This is a genomic window from Oleiphilus sp. HI0125 (assembly GCF_001635355.1).
Genome location: NZ_LWGF01001499.1, coordinates 1 through 18,263, shown reverse-complemented (window position 1 = coordinate 18,263; position 18,263 = coordinate 1). Strand labels below are relative to the sequence as shown.

Here is an 18,263-nt window from a genome sequence, read left to right as displayed (position 1 = left end):
CGACACTAATAATCAGTTATCAGGTGAACGATTCGCGTGGTGGGGCTACTGCACAGACGTCAAGCATCACGATTACCGGCACGAATGATGCGGCGACGATTAGTGGCGTGTCGACAGGACAAGTGGTTGAAGATAGTGGTCAATTAACAACCGGCCAATTACATATCGTTGATAAAGATGATGGCGAGTCTAGCTTTAAACCAGAAACGATTGTGGGCACATTTGGTACTGCACATATTGATGTAAGTGGTCACTGGACTTATGTGCCAGATAATATCAAATCACAATCATTATCAGGGGGGCAGGTCGAGCACGAACTACTGACTGTCCATAGTGCGGATGGTACAGCACATCAGCTAAATATCACCGTAAAAGGCACTAATGATCTGCCTGTAATAATAGGCGCTAGCACTGGCGCTGTAATAGAAGCGGGCGATGGCTCCAGTGGCAATGCCGATGCCACTGGTACTTTAAACGTAACCGATCCAGACACGGGCGATACCCTCAGCTGGCAAGTGGTTCAGGGGCAGGGCCACTATGGTCAGTTGAGTATTGATCAACAGGGGCAGTGGCATTATCAACTGGACAATACAAGCCATGCGACAGATATCCTAGATGCCAATCAACAGGTGACAGAGCACTTTACTGTCACGGCCAAAGACAGCAGCGGCACACCGGTACAACAAACGATAACGATCGACGTGACGGGCACTAACGATGCGCCGGAGATCACCTCTATTACAGCTCAAGCAGCACATGAAGGCGATACGACACTAACAAAAGGGATAATTTATGTCGCAGAGCACGATAACCACGACCGAGTTAGCTTTTCTTCCCCGAGTGTCGACGGTTTTGTGCTGAAACAAGATGGTAGCTATAGCTTTGACCCCAGTCACAGCAGCTACAATCATTTAGCCCAAGGCGATGTGCAAACAATTACAATTCCGGTAACTCTTACAGATTTGGCTGGAGCTAGTGACACGAAAAATCTTGTCATCACCTTAACCGGGACTAACGATGCGCCGGTGTTAGATCAGATTCAAGCGCAAAGTGTTACGGAAGACGGCCAAGTGCTGACCGGTCAGTTAACGTCAACTGATACGGATGACCATGACGTTGCGCATTATAGTGTATTGCAACAAACCGACGGATTTACCCTGCATGCAGACGGTAGCTATAGCTTTGATCCGGGCCATGCGAGTTACCAAAACTTGTCGAACGGTCAAGATCAAGTACTAACGATTCCTGTAATAGTATTTGATCAGAATGGTGCCACAGATACAAAAAATCTAACCATAACAGTGCACGGAAAAGATGAGTATACCCCACCTGTCACCAGTATCGATATTGACATTGCCAATGGTGGTCTGGTTCCCCAAGCAGGCATTATTGGCGGGCCTTCCTTAGCTAGCTATGAATATGACTTAGATATTTCTGTCCATAAAAAGCCAGGAGAAACTATAGACAGTATCGCTCTAACACATCTACCCAATGGTGTAGCTCTCATCTATGACAATGGCCACTCGGTACCGCAAAGCCACAATAGCTATCAAATCGATCCGGCACTCAGTGACCAACTAAAACTGATCTCTGATCATGCGCTTACCGCTACCAATTCAGGTTTTGAAACTACCGTTGTCACCACAGATACTGGCAGTGGTTTACAAGCGACTTCCGTCATCGATGCTCAGGGACAAGTTCAGGTCAGTACTGTTAATTCGGTTACCCACGATGAGTCTATCGATAATAATGAACTATTGAATGAATTTACCATTGATGATCAGAAAATGACTGCATCGTTAGTCGCAGAGCAGTTTGAATATTCATTTAGCGATGAACCTCTTCTTAACTTTTCTGCAGCTCATGAACAGCTTCAGGAAGAAAATAGCTCAGACAGAACAGATCAGAAATCTCTTGATACTTCAGAAGAGCGCGCCGCTACTGTTCTTGGTGGAGCCTCTGAAAATGAGGCAAACGATGCGTTACAAACCATGATTGAAGAACATCTAACAGCCCACCACAAGACTAAGGTAAAAGACGAAGCAAACATTGCAACGAAGAGTGGCGATAGTGAGCATTCTGATGGCGCTCAAAGCCAAACGGACCTTGCTGCAGACGGCACAGAACCAGACGAGTCAGTGGGTGGCAGTTCAAGCTCACATTTAGATAGTTTAGTGGCCAAACCCGATGATGATAGTTTGCCGCCGATATAGTGATTAAAGATTGCGTGACAAAAAGATGCCAACTCGGTCATGCCGGTCTTAATCAGGTATCAGGTTGACGCGTTAGAGTTTGAGATAACAGAATTAAATAGCAGTTCAGAGGACTAAATGACGAATCACCAGGATAATAATTCTCAGATGGAACAGTGGGATACTGGCTCGCCAGAGCGCACGCATTTTGATCCTTTGCTTGATAGCTTAGTCATAGTTTCAAAACTCTATGACAAACCAAGCACAGCAACAGCATTAAGTGCAGGCCTTCCCCTCGTCGAGAACAAGCTAACCACTACCCTGCTCCCGCGCGCCGCAGAGCGTGCAGGCTTGTCTACTCGCATGCTAAGCCGCGAACTCGATTCAATTGTTCCAGAGGTATTGCCTGCCATAATGTTACTTCACAATGGCAATGCGTGCGTACTGAATCATATCGACAAAGATTCCAATCAAGCGACCATTATTCGACCTGAAGCAGGCTTGGGTGAGGAAAAGCTTGATCTCGAGACCTTGAATGAGTTTTACACCGGATTTTGCTTTTTTATCAAACGCGAATACCAATTCGATAAAGAACGTAAACTGGTGACCGGAGAAGCCGGTAAACATTGGTTCTGGGATACGCTCCGACTGTCATTCCCTATTTACCGTGACGTCATCATAGCATCGGTATTGATTAATTTATTTGTTCTCGCAAGCCCATTTTATGTTCGCAATGTGTATGACCGCGTTGTACCTAACTCAGCCTTTGATACTTTATGGGCATTCTCAATCGGTATCGGCATCATTTTCTTCTTCGACTTGGTGCTAAAGTTAATACGTACTTACTTTCTTGATGTCGCAGGTAAAAAATCAGATGTTATCTTATCATCTAAGATATTCTCGCACGTTCAGGCCTTAAAATTAGAGTACCGGCCGTCTTCAGTAGGCTCGTTTGCAAAAATGGTCAGTGAGTTCGAGAGCATCCGAGACTTCATCACCTCTGCAACGATGAGTACGCTCGTTGATATTCCATTTGTAATTATATTTTTGATTGCGATCTACATATTCAGCGGAAACCTAGTGATTGTGCCAATCGTCGCAGTACTCATTATTCTCATCATTACCATCGTTATTCGGCGCCCGGTCGATGAGTCAATCACGCATAGCTACGGAGCCTCGACCGTCAAGAATGGTTTGCTCATTGAAACCCTGAACGGTTTAGAAACGGTTAAAAGCAATCGTATGGAAGGCCTGAATCAGCGCAAGTACGAACAAAATGTCGGTGAAAACTCCTATTGGAGCAATCGCTCTCGCTTGTACTCAACCATCGGCACCAGCACCTCTGGTTTTGTTCAGCAAATGACGACTGTCGCTCTACTGATCGTTGGCGTATACGAAATCTCAAACCATGAACTAAGCATGGGCGGTCTGATCGCCGCAAGCATGCTGACTGGGCGCGTAATCGCCCCAATGGCGCAGGTAGCAGGTTTGATCGCTCGCTGGGGTCAAACTAAAGAGGCGTACGAGGGCATCGAGCGAATTATGCAAATGCCGGTTGAGCGTGAAAAAGACAAGCAATATCTTCAACGCAACCACACCGAAGGACACTATGAGCTTGAAGGCGTAGGCATCACTTTCCCTGAACAAACAGTGCCCATCATTAAATCTGTCTCACTAGATATTCCTGCTGGCAGTCGACTGGCGGTGATCGGTCGAATTGGCTGCGGAAAAACAACATTACTGCGTTTATTAATGGGGCTCTATACACCGACCGAGGGCGTCATCAAGTTAGATGGGATCGACATTCGGCAACTCGACCCCAGCGACTTACGCTCCTTGATCGGATGTGTCGAGCAACAACCGATGCTATTTGCAGGATCTATCCGCGAAAACATTACATCCGGCACACCTTATGCGACTGACGACCAAATTCTGAAAGCCGCAGAAATGGCCGGCGTGTTGGAATTTACCGCGACGCATCCAGAAGGATTAAATCGACAATGTGGAGAACAAGGACGCATGCTCTCAGGCGGGCAGCGTCAATGTGTTGCACTCGCACGCGCACTGCTTCGCGATCCAAAAATCTTAATTTTTGATGAACCAACTAGTGCACTAGATCAAGACTCAGAGCGACGTTTAATCACGCGTTTAAGCAAGCTTGCATCTGATAAGACCATCATCGTATTTACACAGCGTCTTGCAATACTGAGCTTGCTCGACTCGCTCGCGGTAATGGATGATGGTGAAATTCTAATGCACGGCGCCAAGCAAGAAATACTCGATCGCTTATCAGGAAAAATACCTGCACAAGGTAAGTCCGATACTAAAGACGGAGGTGAAGCATGAGCACTAGTGATCACCTCAGCAAAAAACAATTGAAGAAGCTGCATCAAGAAGACTTAGATTTTATTACAGATGCCTCGCAAGGCGAGTTAATGCGTACGCCCAAAGTGGCGCAAATCACCTTATGGGTGTTGCTCGTCATGGTACTCGCGCTCATTGCTTGGGCTTATACTTCGAGTATTGATGAGATTGTTCGCGGCCAAGGAAAAGCCATTCCGCTCAGTCATACACAAGTCATTCAAAATCTTGATGGCGGTATTATAAGCGCTATTCATGTGCGTGAAGGCCAAACCGTGGAAGCGGGTGATCTACTCATGGAACTAGATGCAACAACCGCCGGCGGCTCACTAGCACAATCGGTTGCCGAAACATCCTCGCTCGTTGCAGAAGAAATGCGTTTAGCGGCAGAGGTTGCCGGTATCGCGCCTAATTTCACGGAAGAACAAATCAAGCAGAACAAACGCTTCATCGAAACCCAGATTCAACTCTACAAAGTTCGTCAGGAAGAACTACATAAACAAGTCGAAGACATTCATTTAAAAGCAAGCAAAGCACGGCAAGAACTTGTTGCGGCGAATCAACGTCAACAAGATCAGCAACGACAAGTGCAGCTTGTTGAGCAGCAACTGAAAATGAACGAGCCTTTACTAAAAATGGGGGCCGTATCTGAATCTGTGGTGCTCGATATTCAGCAACAATTGAGTCGTGCACAGTCTGAAGTCAATTCCACAAAAAATGAAATTCCTGAATTGAGATCAGAAAGAGATCGCCTTCAAAAAGAAGAAGAAGAAGTTTTGGCAAGTTTTAAAGCCAAAGCCCAACAACAACTTTCTGAAGTAAGAACGCGCCTTGATATTGCGCGTGGCAAACAAACCGTTAGCGCTGCGAGTGTCGATCGCACAGAATTACGCTCCCCTGTAGATGGCATTGTCCAAACCTTGCACGTCAACACGATAGGCGGGGTCGCAAGACCTGGCGCAGAACTTATCGACATCGTCCCGGTGGGTGATGAGTTGCTTGTCGAGGTGAAAGTAAAACCTAAAGACATTGGCTTTGTTCGCCGAGATCAATACGCCAAGGTAAAAATTTCGGCCTTCGATTTTGCAGTCTATGGTGGGTTGGATGGCAAGGTCGAAACCATTTCTGCTGACTCAATTACGGACCAACGTGGAAATAGCTACTATCTTGTGAAAGTACACGTAGACCAAGCTTACTTTGATAACCCTAACGGGCGCTTGAACGTCATACCAGGCATGCAAGCAACGGTTGATATCAGCGTGGCTGAGCGTTCAGTATTGGAATACATCATGAAGCCGCTGTTGCGGGCCTTGCAGCGCTAGAGCTGCGCGGGAGTAGAACACTGGGTCAATATTTGACGCCAGTGTTACTAACCAAATGACAAACGAAACTAATCTAGTCGAAGAACACGAACCGTATTTTCAGCAGGTCCCGAACCGCTTTGTGGCGCGCGTCTTTCTTGGAAGATAATGGCCGCTTGACCCTGCCCCGAATTAACATCGATAGCGAGTGCTTGATTATCCGTAGGAATATCTACGATAGCACTTTCATTTTCAAAACTCTGTTGAGAAACGATGCTGTTAGTCGATTGATCAAACAGACCGGTTTGTACTCGAAAATAGGCTACTCGAACTCGCGAAGTATATTGAGAGCAACTGCCCGCCCCAACATTGTCGGCGTCTTCACAAAGGCTCTCCTTGTACGCGATCGCCATATTGCCATTACCGGCGAAAGCCATATCTAGCGCATTTTGCGTGTAGCCTGCACTACCAACTAACCCTGCTTGCAATACCTGAGCATCATCTAATTGATAGCCTGCTTGATCCGCTCCCGAAAAATTAATACGTCTGATAATCGGTCTCTCATTACCATTTTTCGTCGCAAAAAATGCCCAGACCATATCGCCATCAAGTGCCTTAACAAGTCGCGCATTGCGCGCTGTATCGAAAGTCAGCCCACCATTGATGATACTTGAAGCAAGTGTCGCTGGGTGCGCCCTATCAAGATTCTCATCAAGAATGAACAAACCCACTTGATCATTTGTCAGTTCATCGAAAGTCACAAACAATGCTGCTGAACCTGATGCTAATTCGACTTGGGGATTGGCATACTGATTCGTACCGGTAGTGTCTTGGGCAATAACCTTAGAAACATGACTGGTAATACCCGAAGCATTCGCTGAGATATTTGCCGCAACAATACGATCAAGCGTTACAGTAGAACCGTCGGTGTAACTTAGATTTTCTCCGAACACTAAGCCCGCTTTCAGAGTATTTGAAGAAAACTCCGCAGATAACGAAAGTGAACTGAATTGCTGAGCGCTCGCATTCAATTCAACACTTGGATCAATGTCCGAACACCGATCTTGATAGCTAGCAGAGCTGTTTGGTTTATAAGTCAAACACACATCGTAATTCGAATTTGACTGCACAATGTAAGCATAAACCGGATGCTCCTCCGAGCCATAATCCACGACTGTAGAGCCAAATAATTGAACATCATCAGTGTACGTCGAGCTGATCAATTCAGTGCCACTCATATTGAACGCACCTTGTTGCACCGTCACAGTATCGGTGCTCGAGGAACCCGATGTGAACGCAAAAGTACGAACGCCTTCATCAATAAAAGTCGCAACACTCGGTAGCACATTATCTAAGAATAAATTTGGTGGCGGTTCACTCCATTGCGCATTGTCGTATTCATAGGTGATGTCCTTGAAACCCTCTTGAGCACCATTATCCATCTCAAGCCTAAAAATAGCGGAGATATTGCCATCTTCATCGATAGAAATAGCAGGGCTATCAATACTACGCGCCGTCGCGCCTGCTTCAGCTAAGGTTTGCTCATCATGCCAAGCAGGACAGTTCGAGTTAGGATTGTTCAACTCAGGGTAAGAGGAACACTTTTGAATCGTGCCCGCAGAGCCTCCTCCACCTTCACCGCACGCAACAAGCAATACTGAAGCAAGGCTTGCAGGAAGAATTTGGATAAGTCCTTTCGTCATAATCTCTCCGAGAGAGGCCTCGTAATACTAAGACCAAAAATGTGAATCATTGGGCGCAACGATACGATTTAGACATAAAAATGTAAATCCAACAAAATCAACTACTTATAAAAAAAATACATTGTCACAGAATTTTTCTATTCAAGTGCGACTTTCTAGCGCAAAAAACAAACATCTACTATGCTGAATATAAATAAAAATTCCGCCAAACATCTGGCCGCGACCTTATCAAGGAGTGATCCAAACATGCGACTTAGAGCGACGATCTGCATTCTCGTATCGAGTGTTATCTCATCCTCTCTGGCTCACTCTAAAACCTTAGAAGAAACAACCTTCGAAGCACTACAAAGTAATCCTGAAATGTCGGTCGCTCTGCAAAGCTACTACGCATCGCGAGAAGACTTAGGCGCTGCGCAAGGAAACTTTCTACCAAGCTTAGATTTAAGCGCTGACACAGGGAAAGAAGATCTCGATCGACAAGGCGTTGGCGAAACCAATAAAACGCGAACCCAAGCAAAGTTACAGCTCACTATTCCTGTATTTCGCGGCTTTGCGAATGTGAGCGAACATGATCGCGCTGACTTCGCGATGCAAGCAAGTTATTACCAAGCCTTGGCGCAAGCAGAACAAACTTCTCTATCGATCGCTAAAGCCTATACCGATGTTTTAAATGCACGCGATGTCGTGCGCTTATCAGAAGAGAATTTAAAGCGGCACGAAGAAACTTTTGAACTTGTTAGTGCACGAAAGAAACAAGGCGTTTCTAACAAAGCTGATTTGACCCAAATGAAAGGACGTCTCGCACGCGTCAAAGCCAATCTACTTTCCGCAAAGAATAACCTGCGTGATGCCGAAACCGTCTTCGCGCAATTGACAGGCGAACGCCCGGCCACCCTGATTCGTCCAGAAGTCGATCAAGCTTACATCCCCGAGAGTAACGAACGTGCTCAAACCTTAGCGTTGAACAATAATCAAAGCTTAATTGCGAGTCGCTTAAACGTGCAATCCGCTTCCGCCAATACAACGGGGCTAAACTCGCATCTTTATCCTGACTTAGATATCGTCGCCGACCGTAGATGGAAAGACGACGTTTCGGGGTTTGATGGCGAAGAAAACGAGTGGCGAGTTCTGCTAGAAATGAATTGGAACCTCTATCAAGGTGGATCCAACGCATCACGACAGAAAAAAGCTCGTTATGAAGAAGAAGCTGTACGAATGCGCTCAAACCGTGTTTACCGAGAAGTTCAAGCAAATGTTGACGCCTCGTGGGATGCTTATCTAACCCTCAAGCAAACACTTATTCACCTAGAAGACTACGTCAATCAAAGTGAAGAAAGTGCCACTCTTTACATGGCTCAATTTAAGGCAGGTAGACGAACATTACTCGATTTGCTTGATGCACAAAACGAGGTGTTTGAAGCAAAAAAACAGTACTTGACTGCCGATTACGAATACATCTATACACAATATAGAGTCATAGCGAGTATGAGTTATATTCTCGACGCATTACGCGTAAATGTTGAAGGTTCTCTCGCTCAAGAAGATTCATAGCCAACGATCAATGAGGATCAAAAAATGTACTCACGATGCTTACTCTTCATTTGTTATTTCTCATTAATCGCATGCGCTCATCACAGTACCGAAAACACTGAGGACAACCAAGAGTTCGGTTCAGGCTTACCATCAAAACATGCTGAAACCGCTCCTGAACCATACAAAGTTGAGCCCTTTCTAAAAGAACATAAGACTCTAGATGACCAAGACGACGATGGTGTCATCGATCAAAGAGATCAGTGCGATAAGAACAGCACAAATGCCGTGATTGATAACGAAGGTTGTGTTGAGTCTTACAATGAAATTCAAAGCATCGATTTGGGTATTCAGTTCGCGAGCAACAGTGCCGAAATTTCGAAAGAGTATTACCCAGTTATTGAAAACCTTGCGAAAACCTACAAGCAAAATCAGAAGTTCATGCTTCTCATAGAGGGGCATACAGATAGCACTGGCTCCCCCTCCAGCAATCTAACACTGTCTAAAAAACGAGCCGATGCTGTTGCGAATGTTCTCATCAAGCAATATCAGATCGACTCCCAAAAAATACTTACCGCTGGGTTTGGCGCGGATCAGCCCATTGCCTCAAACGCATCAAAAGAGGGGCGACAACAAAATCGACGAATGATCGCGCACTTAATCACACAAGAACGTGTTATCGCGAAGCAATATGATATATGGACTATTGAGCTTGGTTCATCGAGCAAATCATCGACAAAGCAATTTAACGCCATCTAATCTTCCCTACTCTTCCTCTCTTTTTCAGACTCTTTTTCCTTCTCTTTCACCTTCTTATTTAGACCTCCAAATCACAATTGTTTGCCTTTTGCCTCACGTAACAACGATCAGATCTCGTTAACATAGCGTTACATTAAGGTACGTTTCGTATCACATTATTATTATAGCGAAGAGGTCGCTGCAGTGTTTTCAGTAGTGGAAGTAACAGGTCCAGTATTTTATATGGATTGGACAGGACGTCGCGTAGAAATTAGGGAGCAAGACAGCTTAACCAAGGACGACTTAGTCTCAAGCCTATCGAAACAGAGCATTACCTTAAAAAATACTGCCGGTCAGCGTTTCACTCTTGATACTGATACACCTCGTTCCGTGGAACAACTCATCAACCAGAGTTCTGCTGAGAACAAACGCAACTCGCTTCAGGCTTTAAAACATCTAGAAATTCTTAACAACGAATACAAAGGTACGATGATTTCAGACGAAGGCATCGGTGCTTATGGTCAATTTAAACGCTTGAATCAAAGCACTTCTATGCAGGCTCAAGAATATCAGGGCCGTTTCGGCTCACTGATTGTGTTTGCTACAGGAGAATGGTTCTACCACTTTGATGAAGCTACTCTTGATGGCATCAAGCTTAGCGAAGGCGCACGACAAACTGATGCTTTTACCATCAGTGTTCAAACGCGTGACTTAGATATCGACTTTGCCTTCGATATAAAACTTCAAGGTTCTGAAGACATTCCTGAGATCGTCGAAACACAACTTGAGATGTTAGAACAACACGAGAAATCAGTTGAAACGAACGTTGTTGCTGAAAACGAAATCATGTCAATGATCGATGAGTTGCTCACAATCAACTAAGAACAATACGCTCAAATTACTAAATGCGAAGCAAATGAACTGTCTGCTTCGCCATTCCCTCCAGTTTAAAGCTTTAGCTTGAGGACCTGCCGCCACTCTGAGCAGGAATAAAGCTCTCGGTTTAGCCATCGATTCGGTAAACCTTGAATAAAAATAAAATATTAACGGACGAACCATTATGAAGATTTCTCGCATAGTTGCGGCAGCTAGTATTAGCTTGTCTGCAACAATTCCGTTTGGACAAGCCACTGCGCTCAGACTTTAGCTGCGACATTTGCTGAATGTTGTTCGACACCTTCGGTTGTGCCAACACCATAATCACAATCATTAGAACCATGATCGTCAGTGGTGCAATCACCAATACGCCACCAACCAAATAGATAATGAACAAGAACAAAAACACGAAAGGTAGATCTACAATCGCCGTAATAGTCATTGAATTAAGAAAGTCTTTAACCCCATCGAAGTCTTGAAATTGTTTAGCGAAAGTACCAATGGAATTCGGCGTGCTCTCGCTTTTAGAGGCCATTACGTTCCGCAGGATGCGGGTCAATAAAAACGTATCAATGTGCTGACCAATTTTGTCCGTCAACATGGGTCGAGAAGACTTCAAAATCCAATCAAAGATCAGACCGATGGTGACGATCGCGGTGAGTACCTACAAGGTATTAAAGGCTAGATTGGGCACAACTATGTCGAACACGTTCATCGTGTAGAGCGGTATAAATAAAGCGACTAAATTAATGACAACCGAAGCCAATACCGCATCGCGATAAATGGTCTTATGTTTCACAACTTCTTTGACGATCCAGTTATCACAGAAACTCTTTGATGGTTCGAGCTCTTCCGCGTCATCGCTTTTGAATTCAACATAGAATTGCGCCAAGGGCGAAAACTCAATGGGCTCTTCAGCTGAAAGATATTTTCGGTACGTTGCTTAATATCAAACACTCGCCAGTGGCCTGGCGTATATTCAAGAATCACTAATGATGCCTTGTTTTCACCGACTAGAAGCAGAGGCAGGAAGCCGAGTAAGTCATCACCCCCTTTCTCGTGAACTTTGCTAGTGGGTGTAAAAGTAAGATGATTAATGCGTGCGAGCTCATTGAGCTGCTCTATCGAAACGCTTTGAAGAGGTTCTTCACTGTCTAACTGATGTGCTTCTTGGTGATAATCAAAGTATCCAAGCAAATAAGCTACAGAGTCAAACGCTGCACGATATGATAACTCAAGACTAGAAGCATCTGGTGTACTAGCCTCTAAAGCCTCTGCTTCTTGCTCAGAGGCAGTCATCACGTGACCCAAGGACTACTTAGCCTGAGTATCGATCTGTTCTGTTTTCTCTGATTCTGACTCATTATTGTCATCCATCCTAAACTTTCCATTCTTTTGTATTAAATTCCAAAAGTAAGATCAGTTTCAGGATACTTTTTTCGCACTACGCCTTATCGGCGAAAATATGCATCAAAACAATTGGTTGGCTACTTACAGGCGGGCCTTCATATAATTTTGATGCAATTCAAGTTTAGATTTTTAGGATTTCAAGTTATTTCAAACTACATAACAAATTTACAAAATCGGTTGCAAAGCCGCTTGTAATTAGGTGATCCATCTAACTCCGATAATCGTGCGTTGACCACCTAACTCGTGGTTTTGTCTTTTTTCGCTTGCATAATTAGAGCGACCTCTAAGCCAATCACAACCAGTGATAACACTAAGAACCACCAAACAAATGCTTCAACGAAAGCAATGATGCCGACCGCGACAAATAGGTAAAAGCCTACGACGGCATAGCGGTAGTGCAAGCGCAGACCATCTGTAAAAACAGTAAGCGCTAAGATCAAAAAGCTAACGAGAGCACCCTGAGAAGGATCGAGACGTCCTGCATCCATAAACAAATAGACCATGACCAGCGCTGTAAATCCGCCTATCCAATGCCCAGCATGGTGCATCACATAGACTTTCCCATCGCTTTTAAGCGCCAAGAAAGTAAACAAAATGGCAAGAAAAACGAAGATTCCCATCCAATAATAAATACTCGTTTCAACAGAAACCTCAGTAATCACAACACCGATAATCGATAACACTAGAATCAGGATGGGTGAAAACCAATGACGTGTTTGACGCTCTTCCATTGCTCACTCCTCGTTATAAAAACCAAGACAGTAAAGTCTAAATTTCGCTTAAATCAATACCAGATATTTCTGCGTTGACCGATGCCAAAACGCTGGAATATTCCTCAATTAATCGATCAATATCGCTTTCACACTTCGTTTGAATCGCTGCTTCTAGATCATTTAATAGCGACTCAAGGTTCTTAGCTCCAATGGCGCCAGCAAGACGTTTAACAGTATAGATTAGCCGCAAACTATTCATTTCATCTTTTTCTATACGTTTTTGATCTAGGGCGTAGACACCGTCTTCACAGCAGCGCTGAAACTGCATGAGAATCCGACAATAAAGATGTCGATTGCCATGCAATGCTGTCAATGCAGCATTCGCATCAATCATGTTCTTGGTATCAGATTTTGGTTTGGCGAAAGATTCATCATTGCCGATCGAGGTTTTAAGAGAATGCTCTTCGATCTTTTGCAGTAAGTCTTCAAGAACAAAAGGCTTAGTTAAGAAGTCCGTCATACCGACTTCAAGACAACGCGCTTTGACGTCTATCGCAGCGTTGGCAGTCATGGCGACAATGGCTAGCTGCTGCGGATCGAAAGATTCTCTGATTTTTAAAGTGGCACTATAGCCATCACAAACCGGCATTTGCAGATCCATCAGCACTAAGTGATACTGATTCTTAGAAACACAGTCAACCGCCTCAAAACCATTCGAGGCGATATCTAATTTAGCGCCTTCGCTTTCAATGAGATATTTGGCAAGCTCTTGGTTGATGAGATCGTCTTCGACCAGGAGTAAGTAATAGCCTTTCAGCCGATTTTCCCGTTTGTTTTGAGCTGCTTGTGGGCATTCGACTTCTTGCTGCGCAGGTGAATAACGTACTTTAAAGAAAAAGGTCGAACCTTTACCTTCGGAACTTTCAACCCATATTTTACCGCCCATGGCTTCGCATAGTTGTCGCGATATGGTTAATCCTAAGCCTGTTCCGCCGTACTTACGACTCATCGAATTATCAGCTTGGGTGAAAGGAGTGAACAGTGTTTCCATCACAGCTAAATTCATGCCAATCCCTTGATCTTGAACGGCATAGAGAAGAATAAAATCGCCTGAATCTAGTTTCTTATCCATAGAAATAGAGAGGCTCACGCTACCTTGATCTGTAAACTTAATCGCATTAGACATTAAGTTATTTATCACCTGTGCTAGACGATTCGGATCACCGACGAGCATGCTAGGAACTTGCTCATCAATATCCACGTTAAGCGCTAAGTTTTTATTTCGAGCAGCGATCGTGTGGGTATCTAGCAATTGTCGAATAAGCTTAGCATGGTCAAATTCAAGCGTTTCGAGCTCAAGCTTACCGGCCTCAATCTTAGCCATGTCAAGAATATCGTTGATTAGAGAAAGCAAGCCTTTTGACGAGGTGAGTATATTTTCTAAATAGTGTTGGCTTTGGTCTTTGCTCAGATTCGCGTTTCGATCTTCATTGGTCAGCACTTCACTGAAGCCAATAATGGCATTGAGTGGAGTGCGCATTTCGTGGCTAATCATGCTCACGAATTCGCTCTTAGCCTTATTCGCTTCCATTTCTTTTTCAAGCGCTTGGGCCAAGTCAACACTGCGCACGTCTACTGTTCGTTGCAGATCTTCAGAAAATGACTTTAGAGCCTCATTGGCTTCCCATAATTCTAAAGATTTTTGCTCGAGCAACTCCTCAGCCTGCTTTCTCGCTGCCCGCTCTCGCTCTAGCCTGCGCTTCCATTTCGCTTCATCTGTCATTCGCGCGACACTTAAGCCTTAGCCAAGGTAAAGGTTTGCGCGGTACCATCTGTTTTAGGGTCTTCGCGCGTGATATTTATTTGCTCTCCAAAATGATTAATGGCGCCGAGCATCAGGCCATATGCGAGTTCAGCAAAAGGGCGATTACTGCGGTATTTCATAACAAGGGTATTATCGTCAATGCGCTCTGTACCAAGTTGAGGCAACTCGGCGTCTGGGTAAAGTTTGCGCACTTCTACGTGAACATGCCCATCGATTTTCTCTAGAAAATCAAAAGAACTTTCTGCATTCGCAAACATGTCGGAAAAGCTCACGCTGAATTTTTTGATTAGGTGTTGACCAAAGATATGTAATAAATCAGGAATAGGCGTTCCTGTTCTTGCTGACAAGGCGGTCACAAGCTGCAGCATTTCTTTATAATCATAAAGTCCTACGGATGTATAAGCACCGCCACTCTCAAGGTCACAGTCGTCAATAATTTCGTCCACCATATCTATCGAGAACAGTTCTTCTACTAACTCAATGAACTCTGAAAAAACGACACCTTTCATTTCACCCTCCTCAGCAATATCACCAGCACTCTAATCAAGTTTGACTCCGCTCAGCGCTTACTCTGGTCTAGCTAACCCTAGCTTAGTTCAAAGTCTGAATAATACTTCATCAAGAACCTCGTAATTATCCTAGATTATTCACGCAATAACCGCGTATGAAGTCGGTATTTTGACATTAAATTTTATTGCTTTACTAACAATTACGTCTATATTTTGATTTCACTTACGGAGGGAATTCGATGATTGATATAGACCAATTGAACACACGCTTGGGGAATAATGCTGCGATCGTTGAGAAGATATTTGGTATTTTCACGGTTCAGTACGGCAGCCAAAACGCCGTGTTTGATAGCGCCGTGTCATCGGGCAATACAGAGGAGATTTATCATTTGGCACATTCGTTAAAAGGCGCTTTAGCCAATATGTGCGCTGTTGATGATGCTGCTGCAGCTGCTGAAATAGAGTCCGCAGCACGAGGCGGAGCTGTACCAGACGAAGCATTAATAGCAGATATGGAACAGCGTATTAAAGCTATTAATGATCAAATTCTCAGCCACCTCTCATAATGCTACACACCAGAAAGGCATGACACAAACAAACAAAAAGTCAGGCCTTTTTAGCAGTAAAAATGGCAGACTAAATGAGCGAAATTCAACGAGTCATCAAAAAGGCGATGCTAGATCATGCGCTAGATCAGCGTACAATTGACGACGCAGAAATTCCTGGCAAAACTGGTCGTCGTTTACAAATTCTGTTCTTCACGACGATTCTAATTCTTCTCATCTGGTCGACACAGGCCGAATTAGATATCGCCGTTTCTGCCCGCGGCGAAGTTGTTCTCAAACAAGACATCGAGAAAATCCAACACCTTGAAGGCGGAATACTCGACCAACTTTTAGTAGCCGAAGGTGACCGAGTCTTTGTCGGTCAACAAATCGCACGGTTAAAAGCGGCTGACCGGGATGTTGAACTGCAATCTGCTTCAGTCGAAAGCTTGGCATTACGTTTGGATATCGAAAGGTTAACTTCCCTAATTGAAGAAAGAGAACCCGATTTCTCGTTTTCTGCGATTGATGCGCAATCTGCCGAGTTAGTCGAAGCTCAATGGCAAAGTTGGTACAAAGAGCATCAAAAAAATGAATCCAATGACATTATAGTCGGGCATGACATCAAACATAAACGGGGCCTAATGGCCTCGATGAAAACAAGGAAAGCAAGTGCGCATAAGCAATTAAAACTCATTGAAGAACAACTCTCGATTAAGGAAGCTCTTTACAAAGAAAACGTCGCGTCTTATGTCGACGTACTTAACATGCGTGTGCAACGCATGAACATGACACGCGAAATCGAGAATTTAGACGAAGGCATACTTAACGAAGAATTTGCACTCGCCAAGCTCGAGAAGCAACTAAACGACCAGCGCTTGAAACGTCATTCTGATTATCGCATGGAGCTAAGTGAGTCCCGCAAAGATCTCCAACTGAAGGACCAAGCACTCATACGCGCGTCTGATAAAGTTGAGCGTATGGAAGTATTTTCTCCCGTTGAGGGCATCGTTGACAAACTTCACTTTAATTATTTAAGCGCCGTCGTCCCACCGGGCGAAAGTATTGCGGATATTGCACCCTTAGGCGGTGAACTGATTGCCGAAGTTAAGTTGGCAAGAAAAGACGTTGGCTTTGTCGAAATGGGGCAACTCACTAAGGTAAAGCTCGATACCTACAACTTTACGCAATACGGCAGCATCGACGGCACGATTTCATCAATCTCGAGAAGCTCATTTAAAGAAGAGGACAATGAGTTTTTCATGGTGCAAGTGAGCTTGGCACGTGACTACGTTGAGCGTTCAGGCCTGCAATACAAGATCACTCCACACATGGAGCTCACGGCTGATATTCAAACCGGCACACGACGTGTGATCGACTATGCTCTGAAACCAATTATGGCCGCGATACAGGATTCCTTCGATGAACGCTAGCAAGCTCATCGTAGTGGTATCAAAAGCTAACTCGCTATTATGTGCAGGCTTTGCGATACTCTGCCTCGCTATCTCGGCGGTATTTGTCATTCACGATATGACGGTTAGGCCCGAGAGCGACTTAAAACAATACCGTTTGGTCGAACAATCTGAACACCTCGTGAAACTCACGGAAACCCTGTTACACAATTCAGAAAGCTGCAAGAGCCAACCCTGTTTAGACGACTTTATCATCACGCCCACAGCGTTATTAAAAAGCGAGGCGGAACGCTTTCGAAACATGGTGGGACAAGAACGTAAAATTGCGAGCTTTGTCGGTGTCACCAGCCTAGATATTCTCACCCTACACTTAGATCAATTTTTACAAACGAAGGACAATCACGTCCTCTATAATCATCTACTGAAAGACAGTACCAACATCGAGGCGATGCATGCGCGTTTTTACGCACAGTTTGAGCTCTCCCAAAACGAGAAACAAGCGTTAAAAATAAAGCTGTATGCGAGCTTCATATCAGCCTCTGTCATCCTCTTCTTTATTGCATATTTATCAGCCCACTTTCGCTCTAAGACCCAAGAAAAGCTCTACACAGAGATCAACATGCGCCTGGATCAAACCGCACAAACCATTAGCCAATGGGATACCGATGGTTTTAAAACGTTACTCGGTAAGACCGATCTCAGCGAATTAGAGCGACGTGCCTTTTCGAAGGTTTTGAACACAGAACACGAGCTTGATCACTTCCGTAACCAAATGGATTTGTACCGAAAACTATACGCGATGATCGGTTTTGAAATGCGCGGCATCACCACCACGATCAAAGGTGGTTTGCGCGTTTTAACCAAAGATACAGATGACCATGGTGTGTTCTTAGCGCATGAAATATCGATGGCTACGGATATGCTCGAAGAGTTGGCCGAGAACTTCAATCGCTTACTTTCATCGGGCCAAGCAGAAGGTGGCGAGTTTATCGACATTAATGCACTCCTCGCGAATTTATCTACATCCCTTGCAAGTAAGGTACGACGTAATAAATGCAAAATGGAAAGCTATATCGATCCGCACATTCCGAGTGTTGTGTTCGGAAACCAGATCGGCGTGTTCTGGACCCTGCTGTTCCACTTTTCAA

The 18,263-nt window shown here is 44.6% G+C and carries 15 protein-coding genes; 9 read left to right on the top strand and 6 right to left on the bottom strand.

Features of this window, described 5'->3' with window-relative positions:
- From A3762_RS25235 to A3762_RS25225, 3 genes are all read left to right on the top strand, one after another.
- Window positions 1–2,213 (top strand): VCBS domain-containing protein (locus tag A3762_RS25235; RefSeq protein WP_156493752.1); only part of this gene is annotated, 2,213 nt, incomplete at its 5' end.
- A gap of 117 nt (window positions 2,214–2,330) precedes the next feature.
- Window positions 2,331–4,538, top strand: coding sequence for a type I secretion system permease/ATPase (locus A3762_RS25230; protein WP_082869358.1), 2,208 nt, complete (start codon window positions 2,331–2,333; stop codon window positions 4,536–4,538).
- Window positions 4,535–5,875, top strand: coding sequence for an HlyD family type I secretion periplasmic adaptor subunit (locus A3762_RS25225; RefSeq protein WP_068758173.1), 1,341 nt, complete (start codon window positions 4,535–4,537; stop codon window positions 5,873–5,875). The genes A3762_RS25230 and A3762_RS25225 overlap by 4 nt, the downstream gene beginning before the upstream one ends.
- 68 nt (window positions 5,876–5,943) lie before the next feature.
- On the opposite strand, the gene A3762_RS25220 is transcribed toward A3762_RS25225, so the two are convergent.
- On the bottom strand, window positions 5,944–7,557 hold the full coding sequence (locus A3762_RS25220) for a hypothetical protein (RefSeq protein WP_068758171.1): 1,614 nt from the start codon (window positions 7,555–7,557) through the stop codon (window positions 5,944–5,946).
- A gap of 246 nt (window positions 7,558–7,803) precedes the next feature.
- On the opposite strand from A3762_RS25220, the gene A3762_RS25215 reads away from it, so the two are divergent.
- The 3 genes from A3762_RS25215 (at window position 7,804) to A3762_RS25205 (ending at window position 10,707) form a co-directional block, all read left to right on the top strand.
- Complete coding sequence (locus A3762_RS25215) at window positions 7,804–9,108, top strand: TolC family outer membrane protein (RefSeq protein ID WP_068758169.1); 1,305 nt, start codon at window positions 7,804–7,806, stop codon at window positions 9,106–9,108.
- Window positions 9,109–9,132: 24 nt separating this feature from the next.
- Window positions 9,133–9,846 carry an OmpA family protein gene (locus A3762_RS25210; protein ID WP_068758167.1) on the top strand — a complete coding sequence of 238 codons (714 nt, stop codon included), beginning with the start codon at window positions 9,133–9,135 and terminating at the stop codon, window positions 9,844–9,846.
- Window positions 9,847–10,029: 183 nt separating this feature from the next.
- Entirely contained in the window at window positions 10,030–10,707 is a 678-nt protein-coding gene (locus A3762_RS25205; RefSeq protein ID WP_156493751.1) for a VCBS domain-containing protein, read from the top strand.
- Between the two features lie 121 nt (window positions 10,708–10,828).
- On the opposite strand, the gene A3762_RS25200 is transcribed toward A3762_RS25205, so the two are convergent.
- From A3762_RS25200 to A3762_RS25180, 5 genes are all read right to left on the bottom strand, one after another.
- Window positions 10,829–11,236 (bottom strand): hypothetical protein, encoded by a 408-nt coding sequence (locus tag A3762_RS25200; RefSeq protein ID WP_068758165.1) that lies wholly within the window; start codon window positions 11,234–11,236, stop codon window positions 10,829–10,831.
- A gap of 260 nt (window positions 11,237–11,496) precedes the next feature.
- Entirely contained in the window at window positions 11,497–12,000 is a 504-nt protein-coding gene (locus A3762_RS25195) for a hypothetical protein (RefSeq protein WP_068758163.1), read from the bottom strand.
- A gap of 347 nt (window positions 12,001–12,347) precedes the next feature.
- The gene (locus A3762_RS25190; RefSeq protein WP_068477676.1) at window positions 12,348–12,842 is read right to left on the bottom strand and encodes a hypothetical protein; all 495 of its coding nucleotides are present in this window, start codon (window positions 12,840–12,842) and stop codon (window positions 12,348–12,350) included.
- A gap of 37 nt (window positions 12,843–12,879) precedes the next feature.
- Window positions 12,880–14,607, bottom strand: a complete 1,728-nt coding sequence (locus tag A3762_RS25185; protein WP_068477678.1) for an ATP-binding protein — start codon at window positions 14,605–14,607, stop codon at window positions 12,880–12,882.
- Between the two features lie 11 nt (window positions 14,608–14,618).
- Window positions 14,619–15,158 carry a heme NO-binding domain-containing protein gene (locus A3762_RS25180; RefSeq protein ID WP_068758160.1) on the bottom strand — a complete coding sequence of 180 codons (540 nt, stop codon included), beginning with the start codon at window positions 15,156–15,158 and terminating at the stop codon, window positions 14,619–14,621.
- A gap of 239 nt (window positions 15,159–15,397) precedes the next feature.
- On the opposite strand from A3762_RS25180, the gene A3762_RS25175 reads away from it, so the two are divergent.
- From A3762_RS25175 to A3762_RS25165, 3 genes are all read left to right on the top strand, one after another.
- On the top strand, window positions 15,398–15,724 hold the full coding sequence (locus A3762_RS25175) for an Hpt domain-containing protein (protein ID WP_068477681.1): 327 nt from the start codon (window positions 15,398–15,400) through the stop codon (window positions 15,722–15,724).
- A 74-nt stretch (window positions 15,725–15,798) separates the two neighbouring features.
- Window positions 15,799–17,136: an HlyD family type I secretion periplasmic adaptor subunit gene (locus tag A3762_RS25170; protein ID WP_068758158.1), complete on the top strand. Its 1,338-nt coding sequence runs from the start codon at window positions 15,799–15,801 to the stop codon at window positions 17,134–17,136.
- The coding region (locus A3762_RS25165) for a hypothetical protein (RefSeq protein ID WP_156493750.1) at window positions 17,126–18,263 on the top strand (1,138 nt) is incomplete at its 3' end. The genes A3762_RS25170 and A3762_RS25165, both read left to right, overlap by 11 nt.

Excerpts from the sequence above, each read along its gene's own strand:
- A3762_RS25180 (WP_068758160.1), bottom strand. The coding sequence starts at position 15,158 with ATGAAAGGTGTCGTTTTTTCAGAGTTCATTGAGTTAGTAGAAGAACTG.
- A3762_RS25225 (WP_068758173.1), top strand. The coding sequence starts at position 4,535 with ATGAGCACTAGTGATCACCTCAGCAAAAAACAATTGAAGAAGCTGCAT.
- A3762_RS25190 (WP_068477676.1), bottom strand. The coding sequence starts at position 12,842 with ATGGAAGAGCGTCAAACACGTCATTGGTTTTCACCCATCCTGATTCTA.
- A3762_RS25185 (WP_068477678.1), bottom strand. The coding sequence starts at position 14,607 with ATGACAGATGAAGCGAAATGGAAGCGCAGGCTAGAGCGAGAGCGGGCA.
- A3762_RS25170 (WP_068758158.1), top strand. The coding sequence starts at position 15,799 with ATGAGCGAAATTCAACGAGTCATCAAAAAGGCGATGCTAGATCATGCG.
- A3762_RS25175 (WP_068477681.1), top strand. The coding sequence starts at position 15,398 with ATGATTGATATAGACCAATTGAACACACGCTTGGGGAATAATGCTGCG.
- A3762_RS25195 (WP_068758163.1), bottom strand. The coding sequence starts at position 12,000 with ATGACTGCCTCTGAGCAAGAAGCAGAGGCTTTAGAGGCTAGTACACCA.
- A3762_RS25230 (WP_082869358.1), top strand. The coding sequence starts at position 2,331 with ATGACGAATCACCAGGATAATAATTCTCAGATGGAACAGTGGGATACT.
- A3762_RS25220 (WP_068758171.1), bottom strand. The coding sequence starts at position 7,557 with ATGACGAAAGGACTTATCCAAATTCTTCCTGCAAGCCTTGCTTCAGTA.
- A3762_RS25210 (WP_068758167.1), top strand. The coding sequence starts at position 9,133 with ATGTACTCACGATGCTTACTCTTCATTTGTTATTTCTCATTAATCGCA.
- A3762_RS25215 (WP_068758169.1), top strand. The coding sequence starts at position 7,804 with ATGCGACTTAGAGCGACGATCTGCATTCTCGTATCGAGTGTTATCTCA.
- A3762_RS25200 (WP_068758165.1), bottom strand. The coding sequence starts at position 11,236 with ATGGCCTCTAAAAGCGAGAGCACGCCGAATTCCATTGGTACTTTCGCT.